This window comes from Saccharicrinis sp. 156 (genome assembly GCF_050589685.1).
Taxonomy (GTDB): domain Bacteria; phylum Bacteroidota; class Bacteroidia; order Bacteroidales; family Marinilabiliaceae; genus Saccharicrinis.
In genome coordinates this window covers 183,732-201,484 of record NZ_JBNGOS010000001.1, presented here as the reverse complement: position 1 = coordinate 201,484, position 17,753 = coordinate 183,732, and the positions used below count along the sequence as shown (strand labels likewise).

Sequence of the window (17,753 nt, the reverse complement as noted above, 5' to 3'; positions counted from 1 at the left end):
TGTCTTAGTGTCTTTGTAAGAACCCTTTTATATATGAAATACTACCTTGTTAAAATTACCTTGTTAATATTCGTATCAGCATTTATGGTGTCATGCACTAATGCTAGGTTTAAGTCAAATCAACCCAATATTATATTGATTATGCCTGATGATGCAGGTTATGGCGATTATGCTTGTCTGGGGAGTCCAATCATTAAAACTCCGGTAGTTGATGCTTTTAAAGAGAAGAGTTTGCTTCTGACACAATTTCATGTAAGTCCTAAGTGTGCACCAACTCGTGCTGCACTATTGAGCGGACGACATGAGTTTAAGAATGGTGTAACTCATACCGTTTTTGAGCGAGAACGAATGAGCTTAGAAACATTTACACTTTCTGATATGCTTAGGAGTGCGGGTTATGCCACAGGTATATTTGGGAAATGGCATCTTGGTGATGAGGAGGCTTATCTTCCAGAAAAAAGAGGATTTGATGAGGTTTATATTCATGGCGGTGGTGGTATTGGCCAAACTTTTACCGGTTCCTGTGGCGATGCTCCTAACAATAGTAATATCAATCCAGCTTTATGGCACAACGGCACATGGGAGAAAGCTACGGGATATTGTACCGATCTTTTTTTCGATCAAGCTACCAAATGGATGGATGAACAACGCCGGGCTGGTAAGCCTTTTTTTGCTTATCTCCCCCTAAATGCACCGCATGGTCCATTTGTTTTACCCTACGAGTATTATCAGCAATATCTAGGTCATCCTAAATTGAACGATAATTTAGCCAAGTTTTATGGCATGTTAGAGAATATTGATACCAATTTTGGTCAATTGTTGACTCAACTTGAAGAGTGGGGTATAGCTAATAATACAATGGTAATCTTTATGGGATCAGATAATGGTGGAACTAAGGGGGTGCCAATCTACAATGCAGGGATGCGAGAGGGTAAGGGTTCTCCATATCAGGGTGGCACGCGTGTTCCTTGTTTTTTTCGTTGGCCAGATGGTGGTATACCAGAAGGTATAGAGACAGATGCTTTGAGTGCCCACCTGGATATTTTTCCCACTTTTGCAGAAATCGTAGGGGCAGAGTTATCTCCACAAGTTATGCAACAAGTTGAAGGACGAAGTTTGTTGCCTATACTTCAAAATCCTCAATCTGAGTGGGCTGATCGTACCCTTATTCATCATTTTGGTAATTGGGCTCAGGGAAATGCGTCTAAAAGTAAATACCGTAGATCGGCCATTCAGAATTCCCAGTTCTCGTTAGTAAACAATACTGAGCTTTACGAAATAAAACCTGATGTTGGTGAAAATAATAATGTCTTCGAAAAGCATCCTGAGGTAGTTGCCGAGTTACGTGCTATTTACGACCAGTGGTGGGACGATGTTCAATCTTATCTTATCAATGAAAATCTGATAGGACCAAAAATAAACCCCATGAAAGAATCCTACTGGAAACAGTTTGGAGGAGGCCCTGATGAAAAAATGCTAAAGCTGATGGATCCAAATTCAGCAATTAAAATCAGTCAGGAAATTGCAGACAGAAATGAGGCAAACTGGGCCCGAAAAAAAGCTTTAAATGCAAAAACTATTCACTAGCTAATTATTAGAACTGGATATATAAACACAAAATAATGGTTGTACTTATTACCATAATTGTGATTTAGATGATTGCTCAAACCATAAACAAATGAAATATAAACAAAGGTATCAAGTCGCATTATTTACTCTTTTAGCTATGTTTTTCACCTTGGCTTGTACATCGTCCTCTGCTATAATAGTTGGGGATAAGAATGCAGATGACAGCTTTAAAAAGTGGCATCGTATAGAAGTTGTTTTTGATGGACCGCAAGTGGGTGAGTCTTCCGTAACTTTTAGGAATTACAGATTAGATGTGACTTTTACTGCTCCGAGTGGTAAAGTTTATAAGGTACCTGGTTTCTTCGATGCCGATGGTAACGCTGAAAATACTTCAGCATCCATTGGTAATAAATGGAAAGCTCGCTTTACGGGAGGTGAAGAAGGTGAATGGTCCTACAAAACAAGTTTTGTTACCGGTAATAATGTGGCAGCAAACCTTTCTGGAGGAATCGGCGGAACTTATCCGGATGGTGAAACAGGAACTTTTATCATTGGCAAACAGGACAAATCAGGTAAAGATTTTCGTTCTAAGGGAAAACTGGAATATGTGGGAGAACATTATTTGCGTTTTGCCGATGGAGATTATTTTATAAAATATGGAGCTAATAGCCCAGAGGTACTCTTAGAGTATGGTGAGTTTGATGGTACGCCTGGTCATGAAAATGATTTATATACTGCTAATGTTAAAGATTGGAAAGAGGGTGATCCTACTTGGAAAGAAGGTTTAGGTAAGGGAATTATTGGGATGGTAAACTATTTATCATCATTTGGAGTGAACTCACATTATTTTTTAGCTATGAATGCTTATGGCGATGGCAGAGAAGCCTGGCCATGGATAGCTGCCGATAGCGTTGATATTTATGATGTATCGAAACTAGCCCAGTGGGAGGTGCTCTTTACACATTTTGATAGAATGGGTTTGATGGTTCATTTTCAGCTTTCAGAATCAGAAAACACCAATTATTTTGAATCTCTGGATGAGAAAGGGACGTTTACTAATGCACGCAAAATTTTTTATAGAGAACTCGTTGCTCGCTTTGGTCACCATATGGCTATTACTTGGAATATAGGTGAAGAAAATCAAGCAAAAGGATCAGGCTTCGAAAAGCCCAATACAGATGCTCAAAGAGAAGAGTTTGCTACGCGTGTTAGAGCCTTAACTTATTATAACGATGCTATTTCTATTCATAATGGTCCAGCAGGTGTCTTTGATAATATCTATCCACGACTTATCGGTTTTAAGAATTATACAGGACCGAGTCTTCAAACGTATTTGTATAAAACGAAACGTAAACCCAATATGCTGTCTAACCATGATGAGGTGAAGAAATGGTATGATTTAAGTGCCAAAAGTGGCCATAAATGGGTGGTGTCAGTTGATGAACCGTGGTATGGAAAACGACCTAACGATTTGGTGTCTACTTTACGTAAAGAAGTTGTTTGGGGTGCTATATTAGCTGGAGGACATATGGAGTACTATGCCGGAAATGATGATGTTAAACACATAGACTATACTACTTACGAAGATGTTTGGCAAACGCTTGGGTATGCTTCAGTTTTTGTAAATACTTATTTCGCAAAAGAGATGGTAAATATGATTCCTAATGATACTTTAATTGTTGGGGATAATAACTGGGCAATGGCAAATGAAGGGGAGACTTATCTATTCTATTTAAAAAATGGAGGCCAAGCCATGGTCGATTTGTCGGGAGCAAACGATAAAGAGTTTACAGTACAATGGTATAATCCGCGTACTGGTGATATAATTAACGATGAACTTTCAGTAATAAAGGGTGGCTCTACAGAAATTTTCTTAGGAAATCCTCCTAATACTACAGATCAGGATTGGGTTATACTTCTAAAAGCATTAAAATGAAAAGATTACACCACACCTTAGTTACTGTGCTTTGTATGCTATTGGTCCATAGTATGGTAGCTCAATCTCCAACCAAACTCTGGTTTGATAAACCGGCCACATGTTTCGAGGAAAGTTTTGTGCTCGGAAATGGTAAAATGGGTGCTTCTGTTTTTGGAGGAGTCGTATCTGATAAAATATACTTAAACGATGCTACTCTTTGGTCCGGTGAGCCTGTTAATCCGAATATGAATCCAGATGCCCATAATTTTATTCCTCAAATTAGAGAAGCTTTGGCAAATGAAGATTATGAACTGGCTGATAAATTGAATCGCAATGTTCAGGGTAAATTTACAGAGTCGTATGCACCTTTAGGGACTTTGTTTATCGATTTTGATCATCAGAAGAATGCTGAAAAATATTACCGAGAATTAGATATTAACAATGCTGTTTCTAAAGTAACTTACCAAGTGGATGGTGTAACTTTTACACGTGAATATTTAATATCACATCCCCATCAAATTATGGCGGTAAAACTAACAACAGATAAAGAATCGGCACTTAACTTCAGGGTAAAGTTTAATAGTTTATTGAAATATAAAACAGTAGTTGAAAATAATATTTTTAAAGCCGACGGATATGCACCATACTATGTTGCACATAATATCCAGAAGTATGTAAAGGATCCTATTCGTTTCGATGAGGATCGTGGAACTCGTTTTTCATCTTATATAAAAATAAAAAATCTAGGGGGTGAGGTAAGTTATACGGATAGTTCGCTTATTGTTACTGGAGCTAATGAAGCTATATTATACCTTTCTATAGCTACCAGCTTTAATGGGTTTGATAAAGATCCTGCAAAAGAAGGTGTAGATAATAAGGCAATTACAAATCAACAGTTGTCCTTAGCTATTAAAAAGAACTTTGACGAAATTAAAACAGTACACCTTGTTGATTATCAGGGCTTGTTTAGTCGTGTAAACCTGAATTTAGGTGAAACAACAGCACCCAATATCCCAACCGACGAACGCTTAAAAAGATATTTTCATGGAGCTGAAGATAAAAACTTAGAAGTGTTATATTTTCAATATGGTCGTTATTTGCTGATTTCAAGTTCACGCACCAAAGGTGTTCCTGCCACACTTCAAGGTATTTGGAACCCTTATCTGCAACCTCCATGGTGCAGCAATTATACCATGAATATTAATGTGGAAGAAAATTACTGGATGGCTGAAACAGCCAACCTCTCAGAATTGCATACACCTTTGTTTTCATACATCAAAAACCTTTCACAAACCGGAGCTGTAACAGCCAAAACATTTTATGGTGTTGATAAGGGTTGGGCCGCTTGTCATACCTCTGACATATGGGCTATGAGTAATCCAGTGGGCGACTTTGGTAAAGGAAGTCCACAGTGGGCCAATTGGAACATGAGCGGAACTTGGTTGGTGACCCATCTTTGGGAGCATTACCAATTTACACAAGACCAGGATTTTCTAAAAAACGAAGCCTATCCATTAATGAAAGGCTCAGCTGAATTTTGTTTAAACTGGATGATTGAAGATAAAGATGGTAAGCTTATTACATCGCCTGCAACGTCGCCTGAAAATACTTACTTAACCAATGATGGCTATAAAGGACATACTTTGTATGGAGGTGCAGCTGATTTGGCCATGATTCGTGAGAGCTTTCTTCAACTAATAGAAGCCTCGAAAATATTGAATATTGATGGCGATCTTAGGGTAGAGTTAGAACAGGCATTAGAAAAAATGCTTCCATACAAGATTGGGAAAAAAGGTAATTTGCAGGAATGGTATCACGACTGGAAGGATGCCGATTCCCAGCACAGACATCAATCTCATTTATTTGGTTTGCATCCAGGCACTCATATTACTACTGAATTGACTCCTGAATTAGCCACAGCATGTAGAAAAACACTTGACATTAAAGGGGATGAATCAACTGGTTGGTCAAAAGGTTGGAGGATCAACCTATGGGCACGACTGCAGGATGGAAACCATGCATATAAAATGTACCGTACCTTACTTCATTATGTTGAGCCATCTGGCTTATATACTAATTATAGCAAGGGAGGTGGTACCTATCCAAATCTATTAGATGCGCATCCTCCTTTTCAAATTGATGGAAACTTTGGTGGAGCTGCGGGGGTTGTAGAAATGTTATTACAATCGCATAAAGGTTACATTCATTTACTACCTGCCTTGCCTGATATTTGGAGCGAGGGCTCGGTAAAAGGCCTATGTGCCCGAGGTGGTTTTGAGGTATCAATGGTATGGAGTAAAGGGAAATTAGATAAAGTAGAAATATTGGCTAAAAAAGGAGGAAAAACGACCTTGGAATATAAGGGTAGGAAAAAATATATCGATTTAGCTGATGGACAGTCAATACAATTAAAATGGTAAAACCTATGCATTTTTCAATTAAATATATGGCACTAGTATTATCCTTCGTTTGGTGTATGCCATCGCCCTCGGCATACTCTCAAGGAGTAAACCAAGCCATTGAACCAAGGTTTGAGGGTTCAGCAGTAATTGATCTGCTCCAAGGAGGCACATTGGATGGTTGGAAGGTACCCTCTGAGCATTGGGCTCTAGATGGTATTACCATTGTAGCAAATACAGGTGATATAGCCTTAGATGCTCCTGAATGGATTTATACGAAACAGCATTTTAGTGATTTTGAGTTTACTTGTGAAATGAAGTTAACAGGTGATGAATCTCGTAATACAGGGGTGTATTTTAGAGCTAATTCTTTTCTGTTTAAGGAAAAGAAACGCAATGTATCTTATGAAGCAGCCTCGGGGTATGAATTTGATGCTGGCTATCATCGCCCAGGAAAAAGAAACATGCGGGGTACTCTTGGTGATTGGTACGCTCGTCCAAGCTTGCGTATTTTTCCAGATAAAGAGATTATTAATGAGGTATATAATTCTGGGGACTGGAACCGTATGACGATTCGTGCACTTGGAAACCGTATAGAATATTGGTTAAATGGCATAAAAATCATTGACTATATGGATGAAGACCCTAATGCATCTGTAAAAGGAGCAATAGGTTTTCAAGTTCATAATGGTTCTGTTATGATGGTTAAATACCGTAATATTCGAGTGCTACCTTTATAAGGTTGAGAAAAAAGTTATGAAGAATAAAATGTTAATACAAATAAAAGTTGCTGTAATAATTCTTTTATGCACTACTTCCTGTGGTTTCAGTTCACAGGATAGTCATGTCATTCAGCCTGCAAATTCATTGCCTAATACCTTACCTTGGGATCTGGTAAGGTTGAGTGAAGCACCGAGTTTTGAATGGGCTGATAAGGACAGTTTAGTTCATTCGCTTTACTACAAAGGAGAACCCTATATGGGCTTGCCCACCAAAGTATTTGCTTATTATGCAAGTCCAGCAACACTAAGCGGAACTGATACTGGTGAAACCTATCCTGGAGTTGTATTGGTGCATGGAGGAGGTGGTAAGGCCTTTAAACAATGGGCAAAAATTTGGGCTGAACGAGGCTACGCTGCTATTGCAATGGATTTAGCTGGTTGTGGCCCGAATAAAGTGCGATTACCAGACGGTGGTCCTAGTCAAAGTGATTCTACAAAGTTTAAATGTATTGATAAAGCACCTAAAGATCAGTGGACGTATCATAGTGTCGCTAATGTAATTCTTGCGCATTCTTTAATACGTACTTTTAATGAAGTGGATGCTTTTCGAACAGCTATAACAGGAATTAGTTGGGGTGGCTATCTAACCTGTATTGTAGCTGGTTTAGATTCTCGTTTTAAAGCAGCTGCTCCTGTTTATGGATGCGGCTTTTTAAGTGATAATAGCCTTTGGTTGGGTAATTTTAACGAAATGACAACTGAGCAGAAAAACAAGTGGGTGACATTATGGGATCCATCTCAATACATTGGTTCTGCCACTATGCCTATGTTCTTTATTAACGGTACAAACGACAAAGCTTATCCTTTGGATAGTTATGCGAAAACTTATGGTTTGGTAAAAAGCAAACGTAATTTCCGTCTTACTGTGAATATGAAACATGGACATCCTCCTGGATGGGCTCCTCAAGAGATAGGGATGTTTATTGATAGTTACTTAAATGGAAGATCATCTTTGCCTGTGCTCTTAAACCCTCAATTACATAAGGGTGTGGTTAAAGCAACGGTGGAGAGCGAAACACATATTGATTCTGCAAAGCTTCATTATACAATGGGTACAGAGGCCGTTAATAAACGTAATTGGCATAGTGTACCAGCAACTATTGAAGGTAATCAGATAAAATCACAAAATTTACCTAATGAAGTAACTATGTGGTTTTTGGCTGTAACAGATGACCGAGGAGCAACTATTACTAGTGAAGTAGTTTTCTCAGATGTATCGAAATAGAGGGTCAGATTTTTTCTGAAAAATATAAATAGCTTATTAAGAACAGTTATAATAAATTCAATAATATGGAAATAGGAAAATTGAAAAGATGGGTTTTATTAATATTTCTTGTCCTTATTTTAAATCAGTTAATCCTCGCACAAAATTCTACGCCTTCTTTTATTAATAGCGATGGAAGTAGCTTTGTTCCTAAGGATTATTTTCCAAAATTTAGTTGGGATACTCCTCCGCAATATTTCATGTTTCAAGATAAAGAGCGACTTCTTACACCAGAGCAAGTTGAATTTATAGCGGCACGAACCGATTTTATATGTATTGAAAAAGGACATGCAGCGGGACAACTTGGTGCAGCAGAGCTCGGTGCTAAGCACGAAGTAAAAGCTTTTAAAAATGTTAATCCGGACATAAAAGTGCTGTTTTACTTTAATTCTGCCTATGCCTGGACTTATACTTCCTATACTAAAAATTTTAGCAAGAAAAATATCAATGAAAATCCTGAACTCAAGGAGTTTCTCATTACAGATCCCAAAACGGGTCAGTTGGTTGAGCATTATGGAGCTTACTGTTTTGATATATTAAATCCAAAATTTAGAAAGTGGTGGGTTAAAACGGTGGCTAAAGGTGTTAAAGAATCTGGAAGCGATGGAGTATTTATTGATCAGATGCATGGCAACAGCAAGTTTCGTACAGAGAAAAAACCAGAGATAGAAAAGGCCATGGGAGAAATGATGGAGGCACTAAAAAAGAAGATGGGTACTGATAAAATTTTATTGGGGAATAATGCCAATAATAAGGATGCAAGATATGCTTATCCACCATGCGATGCAGTTATGTTCGAAAATTATGCAACAGCAAGATCTAGTAAAGAGAGCTTACTTAAAGAGTGGGAGCAAATGCTTACAAATGCCCAAGAAGGAAAAATTTCGGTATTTCGCCTTGGAGTTGAGGGTACAGGGCGCAGAAATCTAAAGCCCAATATGCCCGAACTGTCTCAAGAGAAGTTAGAATTTGCTTTAGCGTGTTACCTAATTGGTGCACAACCGTATTCGTATTTTATGTATAGCTGGGGCTGGAAGTTAGCAACAGGTCCATTGGTTAACTACCCCGAGATGCAAAAACCGCTTGGTGCGCCCAAAGGTGCATATGAGCGACTTAGTTCTAATGCTTGGGTATTTACCCGTGAATTTGAACAGGCAAGTGTTTGGGTAGATACGGAACAGAGAGAAGCTAGAATTACCTGGAAGTAGAGTGTGAAATGAATGTGTTTGAAAAAAATAGATGATGAAAGAAAATAATAGAATGTTTTTTTTGAGTTTAAGACTGTTGGCAGTGATGATGTTTGGCGCATCAACCTTTGTTTGTGCTGAGGAGGGAAATAAAACGGCCCAGTACTCAAAAAAAGAAACTTTTGGCAATGCTGATAGGAAAACAAAAAATGTAAGACTATGGTACAATGAACCTGCTCCAAACAATAATACTGGTTGGGTAAATGCTTCAATACCTATGGGGAATGGATATATGGGAGTGAATGTATTTGGAGGTACAGAAACTGATCGGATACAAATTACAGAAAATAGTTTATACGATTGGGGAGAGGATCGAGGATTGAAGCGTAGGGGATTAAATAATTTTGCGGAGGTATTTATAGATTTTGGCCACCATAATATTACCGACTATAAACGAGAATTAGATCTAAATGAAGGAGTTTCTTTTGTAGCTTATAAGCAGGATGGAGTTGAGTATACAAGAGAATATTTTACTAGTTATCCGGATAAAGTAATGGTGATTCGTTTAAATGCATCTGAGGCTGGGAAATTGTCGTTTACATTACGCCCAACTATTCCTTTCTTAAACGAAGGAAAATCTGGAACGGTAAAAGCTAAGGGCAATGTGGTTACCTTATCAGGTACCATGCATTATTACAATATTAAGTACGAAGGACAATTTAAAGTGATATCAGAGGGAGGTGAGATTACGGCAAGCGATAATGGGACTATTAATGTTGTAGATGCTGATAATGTTGTTATTTTAATAGCAGTAGGAACCAACTATAAAATCGATTCACAGGTATTCTTAACCGAATCAGCAACTCAAAAGCTAGCGGGTTTTCCTGATCCTCATATTAAGGTGACCGATTATATGAACAAAGCCACGGCAAAGTCTTATAATGAGTTATTGAAAAATCACCAAAAGGATTATAAAGAGCTGTTTCATCGTGTGAATGTCGATTTTGGTGCCGAAGAACCAACTATTCCAACAAACAAGTTGGTCGATGCTTACCCAGAGGGTAAGTTTAGTACATATCTTGAGGAGCTTGCATTTCAGTATGGACGTTACATGTTAATATGCTCTTCACGCAAAGGCACACTTCCTCCTCATCTTCAGGGCATATGGAATGTATATGAAAAACCACCTTGGTCGTCGCAGTATTTACATGATACCAACCTACAAATGGCCTATGCACCGGTGTTTTCTACCAACTTGTCTGAGTTGTTTGAGTCCTATGTCGATTATTTTAATACTTTTGAACCACGCCAACGCTTGTATGCCAACGAATATATAAAGCAGTACAATAGCGCTCAGTTCGATCCCAATGGAGACAATGGTTGGTCAGGACCGTTCTGGAGTAATCCGTTTAATGTTCCAGGGAAATCGAAGGTAGCTGGCTTTGGAACAGGTTCTTGGATTGGATTATTATTTTGGGATTACTACGATTTTGTTCGTGATGAATCTATTTTAGCAGAAAAGGTTTATCCCGTAATTTACGAACAGGCCAATTTCGTATCTCGATTTGTAAAAGATGTTAATGGTGTTTTGTTAGCTAACCCATCGTCAAGTCCGGAGCAAAAACTTAGAAATACAGTAGGTACTACTTTTGATCAGCAAATGTTTTACGAGAATCATCATAACACCATAAAAGCGTCTAAGGTATTAGATCGTTCCGATAATAAATTGAGTACATTTAAAACTCAACTTCCCTTACTGGACCCTATTCAGGTAGGGAAGTCGGGACAGATTAAAGAGTTTCGTCAAGAGGAATACTTCGATGACATAGGTGATCCAAATCATCGACATGCCTCTATGCTTCTAGGTTTATACCCAGGGCAGTTGATAAATGACGATACGCCGGCTTGGCTCGATGCTGCCAAGGTTAGCTTGCAAAAAAGATCTCATGAAACGAACATTGGTTGGGCACGTGCCGAGCGAATAGCAATGTGGGCACGAGCGCACGATGGAGAAGAAGCTTATTTGTACTATAAAGAATTGTTGAGCGAGAACTATTTGCACAATTTGTTTAACGACCATAGGGGGGATCCGTTGTTTCAGGCAGATGCCAACTATGGTGCCACAGCAGGAGTTGCTGAAATGCTGATGCAGAGTCATGATTACGTAGTGGCTCCATTAGCTGCATTACCCCAATCATGGTCAGAAGGTAGCTACCAAGGCTTGTTGGCAAGAGGTAATTTCGAGGTTTCTGCCAAGTGGTCGGATGGGCATGCTAGCAAAATTGAGGTATTGTCTAAATCGGGTGAATTATTAAAATTAAGGTATCCAAATGTTGCCAAAGCAAGTATTAGAAATAGCAAGGGTAAGAAAGTAGATTTTAAGGTTATAAATGATGATCAAATTAGCATTCATACCCAAAAAGGACAAACCTATGTAATTACGAAAATATCTGCTATTGCGCCTGTTATTGCGCCATCTAATCTAAAAATAGATAATAATTCAACTCCTAATAAAATAGGTCTTTCTTGGGATGCCAGTGCTGATGCTAAATCATATAACATATATTACGCTGGAGATAATGCTCCACGTTATGAGTTGGTGGCTTCTGATGTTAAAAGTTCAAAATTTAATTTTGATGTGAGTAATCTTAAATCGCATGATCAAATGACGATAAAAGTTACGGCCGTAAATGCCGATGGCCGCGAGAGTAATAATGGCACTACGCTGTTATGGTTAATGCCATAGTGATAGAATATAAACGATTAGATAAAATTATAGCGAACAATAATGCTAAGTAATATGAAAAATAATAAACGAATAACAAGGGTGCTAATAGGTGTATGCATCTTTTGCTTGGGTTTAACAGGATGCAACCAAAGCACCAATGTGCCTTCTTACCTTAAAGGATATGAGGATAATTATAAGGAGAATCCAAGAACTGCTGCACTAAAGTGGTTTAGAGAGGCAGAATTTGGAATGTTCATTCACTATGGTTTGTTTAGCTTAACGGAAGGGTATTGGGGTGATATTCATTCAAAACCCGCCGAGTGGGTGCAATTGCGCGCTAAAATAAGACCCGATGAATACGCTAAACTAGCCGATAAATTCACCGCCGAAAATTTTGATGCTGATATGATTACTGACTTAGCCATTAATGCAGGTATGAAGTATATTAATATTACCACTAGGCATCATGATGGGTTTTGTTTGTTTGATTCAGAATATACGGATTTTAAAAGCACCAACAGTGCTGCAAAACGAGACTTGGTTGCAGAATTAGCCGAGCAGTGTCATAAAAAAGGCTTGGGATTATTCTTTTATTACTCGCACGGACGTGATTGGCGTCATCCACATTCTCCAAATAGAGATCAATGGGGAGGAAATCCTAAACCCGATTATGATACACCAGTTGAGTCATACAAATATGGAGAAGAGCACGATTTGCAGCTTTACGTGGAATTTATGAAAAATCAAATTACGGAATTACTAACTAATTATGGCCCCGTTGCTGGTATATGGTTAGATGGTAGAGCTGTTCCTAGTTCACGACCAGAAAAGAGACACGAATTAAAAATTCAGGAGCTATATGATCATATTCATTCCCTACAACCACAAGTCTTGGTTTCTTATAAGCAAGGAGTTTTAGGAACAGAGGATTTTAAAGCTCCAGAACGTCATTTTACTGGAAAATCGGATGTGCCATTAGAACTATGTAACACCATGCAGCCATACGCCTGGGGCTACGATCGCGATAATGACATAGGACATAAAACTGCAGATGAAGTGATGGAGATGCTCAAAGAAACCAAAGCAAAGAATGCCAACTTACTTTTTAATATTGGACCACTTCCCGATGGCTCTGTTTTTCCTGATGATATAACAACACTAACAGAGGTTGGCAAACGCCTAAAAAATAATTGAATTAAAATCTAAATACATGAATAAGCAATTAATAACATTTGTTGTAACATTACTGTTTATAACAGCAACACAATTAAAATCCCAACAGCGCCGTTCAAATCCCATAGTAAGTCATATGTTTACCGCCGATGCCTCAGCGCATGTATGGGACGATGGACGACTGTACGTATATCCTTCAACAGATGTGGCACCATCAAGAGGATATTCAACAATGGATGGTTATCATATATTTTCAACAGATGATATGATTACCTGGACGGATCATGGCGAAATACTTCATTCCAGAGACGTGAGTTGGGGAACAGACAAAGGTGGATTAATGTGGGCGCCTGATTGTGCTTACAAAAATGGAACTTACTATTTCTATTTTCCACATAAAAATAAAAAGGGAGTTTGGGAGATCGGAATAGCTACCAGTAAAAGCCCTGCAGCTAATTTTGAGTTACAAGGCTATGTTAATGGAGGTAATGCTTTTTGCGACCCATGCGTTTTTGTCGACGATAATGGCCAGGCTTATCTTTATGCGGTTCAAGATGCTAAGTGTTATGCAGCTAAGCTTAAGGATAATATGATGGAGATTGAAAGTGAAATGGCTCACCAAGTTGGTGTAGATGAACATCGTGAAGGTCCGTTTGTATTTAAACGTAAGGGCAAATATTATATGTTGTATCCCGACCATAAACGACCTTATAACGAGATGCAATATTCTATGAGCGATAGTCCGTTGGGACCATGGAAACCAAAAGGAGTTATCCTGGAACATAACAACATTATTACCATGCACGGTTCAATGGTAGAATTTAAAGGGCAATGGTACATATTCTATCATAATGGAGAATTGTCAGGAGGTATTGCCACCAATCGTTCAGTCTGTTTCGATCCTGTAAATTTTAACGAAGATGGTACTATTCAAAAGGTAAGTAAATCCTTGGGTGTAAAATTGCCAACTTTCCATAAGGCGATTAATTTTAACGAAATGCTTGGGACTTTGCCAGTTGGAGAATACAAAAAAACTAAAATGCAAAAAGCAGGTATTCTGGTAAATGCGATATCTTCCATTCAGATTCCCGAAGGTTATGTTGTTGAATGCTTCGAAAAGGATAATTTTAAAGGCAAACACTGGACTTTTGAGGAAGATAGAATTGATTTGAATGAAATGGCCTGTAGTGATATTATTTCATCAATAAAGGTTTCGAAGGTTAAAGTGGATAACTTGGTGAAAAATCCATCCTTTGAGCTAACAACGCAAAAGTTAGTTAAGTATTGGAGAAGTAAAAGTATGCAGTTTACTAGTCAATTAGATAATACAGCTAAAGGATATTATTCTCTTCAATACAAAGGTAAAGGAAGTCCAAGAGAGATAGTTCAACAGGTAAAGGTTACTACCCATACAGACTACAGGTTTAGTGTTATGCTGAGAATAAAATCAGGAACCATAGGCAAAGTAATATTCGATGCGAAAGAGGGGGGTGATGAAATTTGCAAATTCGACCTTGATGCTGAAACAAAAGCGGATGAATGGATTGAGTTTAAAAGTGTCTTTAACAGTGGAGACACCAAAAAAATAAATCTGCGTTGTACAACAACTACCGATTTTAATGGAATTTGCTGGTGGGACAATGTAGTTTTGAAAGAGAAATATAGATAAACAAATTGAATTATGATTTCATTTAAGCTTATAAATAATTGGAAAAAGCTTGCTCTATCTGGAATGCTATCCATCTTAATGTGTGTAGCTTGCAATACAAAACAAAGTATTGAGCTGTATGTTTCTATTGATGGAAATGACAATGCCGTCGGAAGTATTACAGAACCATTGGCAACCATTCAAAAAGCAGTTGAGGCAGTTCGTGAGTTGCGAAATAACGGTAATTCAAATCCTGCAACCATATACTTACGAGAAGGATGTCATAATTTAAGTGAAACATTGGTGTTGGGAGTTGAAGATGGGATATCTTCAATACCTCACCATGAAAACACGGGACAGCCAGGTGCGGGAGAATTAGCACAAGCTCAATTAACTTTTGCGGCCTATCCGGGAGAAGAACCAATGATTAGTTCAGGAATTCCTGTTGAAGGATGGAAATTACTGGAAGCAAGCCTTGACGATTTACCCATAAATTCTGTTGCTAAAATATGGGTTGCAGAAATTCCTGAAGGCCTTGAAAAATTCTATACGCTTTATGATAGGAATGGACGATTAAAACGTGCAAGAGCAAAAGGTTTTGTTCCCGTTAAGGCAGGAGATAAAAGAACGGTCTATTTTCCTAAGGGAAAAATGAAAAATTGGGATAACCTTCAAGATGTAGAATTAAATATTAGGCCGCGACGAGCTTGGGCAATAAATATGCTTCCAATAAACATGGTTGATGAAGAAATGGGTATGGCAAAAACTAGCGTTACTGCAACTTACGAAATGTCTCCTTTATCCGCTTGGGTGCACTCTAAGGATGGTTGTTCTGCTTGGATTGAAAATACGCTGGAAGCATTGGACGAACCTGGAGAATGGGTTATTAATTCTAAAACTCGTAAAGTTTATTTGTGGCCTGCGAATCCAGCAAGCGATGGTTCACCAAAGGGAATTCTTGCACCAACTACCACCGAACTTATTCGTGTAGAAGGTGAAATCGATTATCGAGGAACTACAGATAAACCTGTTGTGGGAATTGCCTTTTTGGGCATAACCTTTACTCAGGCCGACCGCCGTGCATGGACGAGTGATGAGGATCAGCTAGGGTGGGGGATGCAACACGATTGGGATATGTTCGATCGACCAACTGCAGCACTGCGTTTTAGAGGAGCTGAGCATTGTCAGGTTATCAATTGTAAATTTGTAAACTCTGGTGGATCGGGTGTTCGTTTCGATTTGCATGCACAACGGAATAAAGTTGAAAACTGTGAATTTGCCCATTTGGGTGAAGCGGGGATTCTCCTTGCGGGTTATGGACCTGGTACCAAAGACGTGAATCACCACAACGAAATTGTGAATAATCACATTCATCATTTTAGTCAGATAACGTGGCATTCTCCTGGTATTTGGGCTTGGCAAAGTGGATCGAATCGCATAGCCAACAATTATATTCATCATAGTGGATATGCAGGCGTATTGATAACCAATCGTATTGAGCCAAATAGAAAATTGGATGGAGAAGGAGGAAGAACAGTACGGCACCATGAAATTCCTATGGAAGTTATTGAGAATACTACAGAAACTTATGAAAACTGGAAGGTTCGTGAAAAGTATAATCATGCCCGTCATAATGTTGTTGAATACAATGAGATAACACATGCCGTACAATTACTTTCCGATGGGAATTGTATTTATGTTTCAGGAGCAGGTACTGGGAATATTGTCCGATACAATTATTTGCACGACAATATAGAAAAGTCTATGCCAGCACCTATCCGTTGCGACGACGATCAACATGAAACGCTTATTTATGGTAATGTCCTCTACAATAACTTTGGATTTAGTGCAAGAATTGCCTCAAAAGGAGTGAACGACATTATCAATAACTTTATTGTTGCTCCGAGTAATGCTCCCAGATCTGGTTATCTTAGCTATGAATGGGTACCGGTTCCGGGTTCAAAGGTCTACAAGAATATAATTATATCTCACCCCGATGGTGGTCATGCGCATAACGAAAGACCTCGTAAAGATCAAACGACTAATCTTCCTGATATTGAAGAAACCAAAATGGACTCCAATATTTATTATCATCCAACAAACCCTGAATGGATGGATGAGCATTTGCATAGAATGCATGCCATAGGTAAAGAAACAGAAAGTGTATTTGCCGATCCATTGTTTGCTGATCCTGCAGGTGGAGATTTTAGTTTTAAGGAGGGAAGTCCGGCTTTAAATCTGGGTATTGAGCCATTAGATGTTTCAAAAATGGGGTTGATAAAATAATTGGAGTGATGTACTCATTTTAATAAATAACAAAAAATATAAATAAATCAGCATTACTTAAAATGTATTGAAGGAGGTAACAATATTGATTGTTTTGGGGATCCAATTAATACAATTTTTTACTTACCAATATACTGTTGTAATTTCATCAGTAATAAATAAACAATGAATAAGCAATTAGCAATAGCAAACGACCATGCCGGAACGGAGTTGAAATTTAAATTAATTGAGTTTCTGACTAAAGAAGGATACGAATTGATTAACCTTGGGACTGACTCAAACGACTCAGTTGATTATCCCGATTATGTGCACCCTTTGGCTGAAACCGTTGAAAGTAATAAGGTTGAATTAGGGATACTCATTTGTGGCAGTGCAGAAGGTGTAGCAATTGCTGCCAATAAACATCCTAAAATAAGGGCAACAGTATTTAACAGCTGAATAACTTTGTGGGTGATCCCTAAAATAGATTAGAATTTTTTTATTCAAATTAAGTGCAAATAAAAAGAGGATATAACTAAAGCAGTTATAACCTCTTTTTTTGTAGCGAGAGGCGGGCTTGAACCGCCGACCTCGTGATTATGAATCACGCGCTCTAACCAGCTGAGCTACCTCGCCATTTTGTTGCAAAACCGTATGTTTTCGTTAGAACATTTATTTCTTTTTTGCGGATGCAAATGTATGTGATTATTTGTTATCAACCAATAGTGTTAAGTGATTTTTTGAATGTTTTTTTTTGTACGGGATATATGTGTTTATTTTTCAATCTATTATAAAGTTAAAAAAATAAGAATTTAATATT

11 protein-coding genes and 1 tRNA gene are annotated in these 17,753 nt (G+C 38.2%); 11 read left to right on the top strand and 1 reads right to left on the bottom strand.

What is annotated here, in order from left to right:
* Nucleotides 1-33 precede the first annotated feature (33 nt).
* The 11 genes from ACRD64_RS00625 (at nucleotide 34) to ACRD64_RS00575 (ending at nucleotide 17,392) form a co-directional block, all read left to right on the top strand.
* Nucleotides 34-1,587 (top strand): arylsulfatase, encoded by a 1,554-nt coding sequence (locus ACRD64_RS00625; RefSeq protein WP_430931208.1) that lies wholly within the window; start codon nucleotides 34-36, stop codon nucleotides 1,585-1,587.
* A 91-nt stretch (nucleotides 1,588-1,678) separates the two neighbouring features.
* The gene (locus tag ACRD64_RS00620) at nucleotides 1,679-3,505 is read left to right on the top strand and encodes a DUF5060 domain-containing protein (protein ID WP_430931207.1); all 1,827 of its coding nucleotides are present in this window, start codon (nucleotides 1,679-1,681) and stop codon (nucleotides 3,503-3,505) included.
* On the top strand, nucleotides 3,502-5,907 hold the full coding sequence (locus ACRD64_RS00615; protein ID WP_430931206.1) for a glycoside hydrolase family 95 protein: 2,406 nt from the start codon (nucleotides 3,502-3,504) through the stop codon (nucleotides 5,905-5,907). The genes ACRD64_RS00620 and ACRD64_RS00615 overlap by 4 nt, the downstream gene beginning before the upstream one ends.
* A gap of 5 nt (nucleotides 5,908-5,912) precedes the next feature.
* Entirely contained in the window at nucleotides 5,913-6,626 is a 714-nt protein-coding gene (locus ACRD64_RS00610; RefSeq protein ID WP_430931205.1) for a 3-keto-disaccharide hydrolase, read from the top strand.
* 16 nt (nucleotides 6,627-6,642) lie between these two features.
* Nucleotides 6,643-7,893, top strand: a complete 1,251-nt coding sequence (locus tag ACRD64_RS00605) for an alpha/beta hydrolase family protein (protein WP_430931204.1) — start codon at nucleotides 6,643-6,645, stop codon at nucleotides 7,891-7,893.
* A gap of 65 nt (nucleotides 7,894-7,958) precedes the next feature.
* Nucleotides 7,959-9,140, top strand: coding sequence for a putative glycoside hydrolase (locus ACRD64_RS00600; RefSeq protein ID WP_430931203.1), 1,182 nt, complete (start codon nucleotides 7,959-7,961; stop codon nucleotides 9,138-9,140).
* 31 nt (nucleotides 9,141-9,171) lie between these two features.
* Nucleotides 9,172-11,865, top strand: a complete 2,694-nt coding sequence (locus ACRD64_RS00595) for a glycosyl hydrolase family 95 catalytic domain-containing protein (RefSeq protein WP_430931202.1) — start codon at nucleotides 9,172-9,174, stop codon at nucleotides 11,863-11,865.
* A 54-nt stretch (nucleotides 11,866-11,919) separates the two neighbouring features.
* On the top strand, nucleotides 11,920-13,041 hold the full coding sequence (locus ACRD64_RS00590) for an alpha-L-fucosidase (protein ID WP_430931201.1): 1,122 nt from the start codon (nucleotides 11,920-11,922) through the stop codon (nucleotides 13,039-13,041).
* 16 nt (nucleotides 13,042-13,057) lie between these two features.
* Nucleotides 13,058-14,689: a family 43 glycosylhydrolase gene (locus ACRD64_RS00585; RefSeq protein ID WP_430931200.1), complete on the top strand. Its 1,632-nt coding sequence runs from the start codon at nucleotides 13,058-13,060 to the stop codon at nucleotides 14,687-14,689.
* 12 nt (nucleotides 14,690-14,701) lie between these two features.
* Nucleotides 14,702-16,954 carry a right-handed parallel beta-helix repeat-containing protein gene (locus tag ACRD64_RS00580; RefSeq protein WP_430931199.1) on the top strand — a complete coding sequence of 751 codons (2,253 nt, stop codon included), beginning with the start codon at nucleotides 14,702-14,704 and terminating at the stop codon, nucleotides 16,952-16,954.
* A gap of 165 nt (nucleotides 16,955-17,119) precedes the next feature.
* Nucleotides 17,120-17,392 (top strand): RpiB/LacA/LacB family sugar-phosphate isomerase, encoded by a 273-nt coding sequence (locus ACRD64_RS00575; RefSeq protein ID WP_430931198.1) that lies wholly within the window; start codon nucleotides 17,120-17,122, stop codon nucleotides 17,390-17,392.
* 103 nt (nucleotides 17,393-17,495) lie between these two features.
* On the opposite strand, the gene ACRD64_RS00570 is transcribed toward ACRD64_RS00575, so the two are convergent.
* A tRNA-Met gene (locus tag ACRD64_RS00570) sits at nucleotides 17,496-17,569 on the bottom strand.
* Between the last annotated feature and the right edge of the window lie 184 nt (nucleotides 17,570-17,753).

Coding starts and splice junctions, on each gene's coding strand:
- ACRD64_RS00625 (WP_430931208.1), top strand. CDS start 34: ATGAAATACTACCTTGTTAAAATTACCTTGTTAATATTCGTATCAGCA.
- ACRD64_RS00620 (WP_430931207.1), top strand. CDS start 1,679: ATGAAATATAAACAAAGGTATCAAGTCGCATTATTTACTCTTTTAGCT.
- ACRD64_RS00615 (WP_430931206.1), top strand. CDS start 3,502: ATGAAAAGATTACACCACACCTTAGTTACTGTGCTTTGTATGCTATTG.
- ACRD64_RS00610 (WP_430931205.1), top strand. CDS start 5,913: ATGCATTTTTCAATTAAATATATGGCACTAGTATTATCCTTCGTTTGG.
- ACRD64_RS00605 (WP_430931204.1), top strand. CDS start 6,643: ATGAAGAATAAAATGTTAATACAAATAAAAGTTGCTGTAATAATTCTT.
- ACRD64_RS00600 (WP_430931203.1), top strand. CDS start 7,959: ATGGAAATAGGAAAATTGAAAAGATGGGTTTTATTAATATTTCTTGTC.
- ACRD64_RS00595 (WP_430931202.1), top strand. CDS start 9,172: ATGATGAAAGAAAATAATAGAATGTTTTTTTTGAGTTTAAGACTGTTG.
- ACRD64_RS00590 (WP_430931201.1), top strand. CDS start 11,920: ATGAAAAATAATAAACGAATAACAAGGGTGCTAATAGGTGTATGCATC.
- ACRD64_RS00585 (WP_430931200.1), top strand. CDS start 13,058: ATGAATAAGCAATTAATAACATTTGTTGTAACATTACTGTTTATAACA.
- ACRD64_RS00580 (WP_430931199.1), top strand. CDS start 14,702: ATGATTTCATTTAAGCTTATAAATAATTGGAAAAAGCTTGCTCTATCT.
- ACRD64_RS00575 (WP_430931198.1), top strand. CDS start 17,120: ATGAATAAGCAATTAGCAATAGCAAACGACCATGCCGGAACGGAGTTG.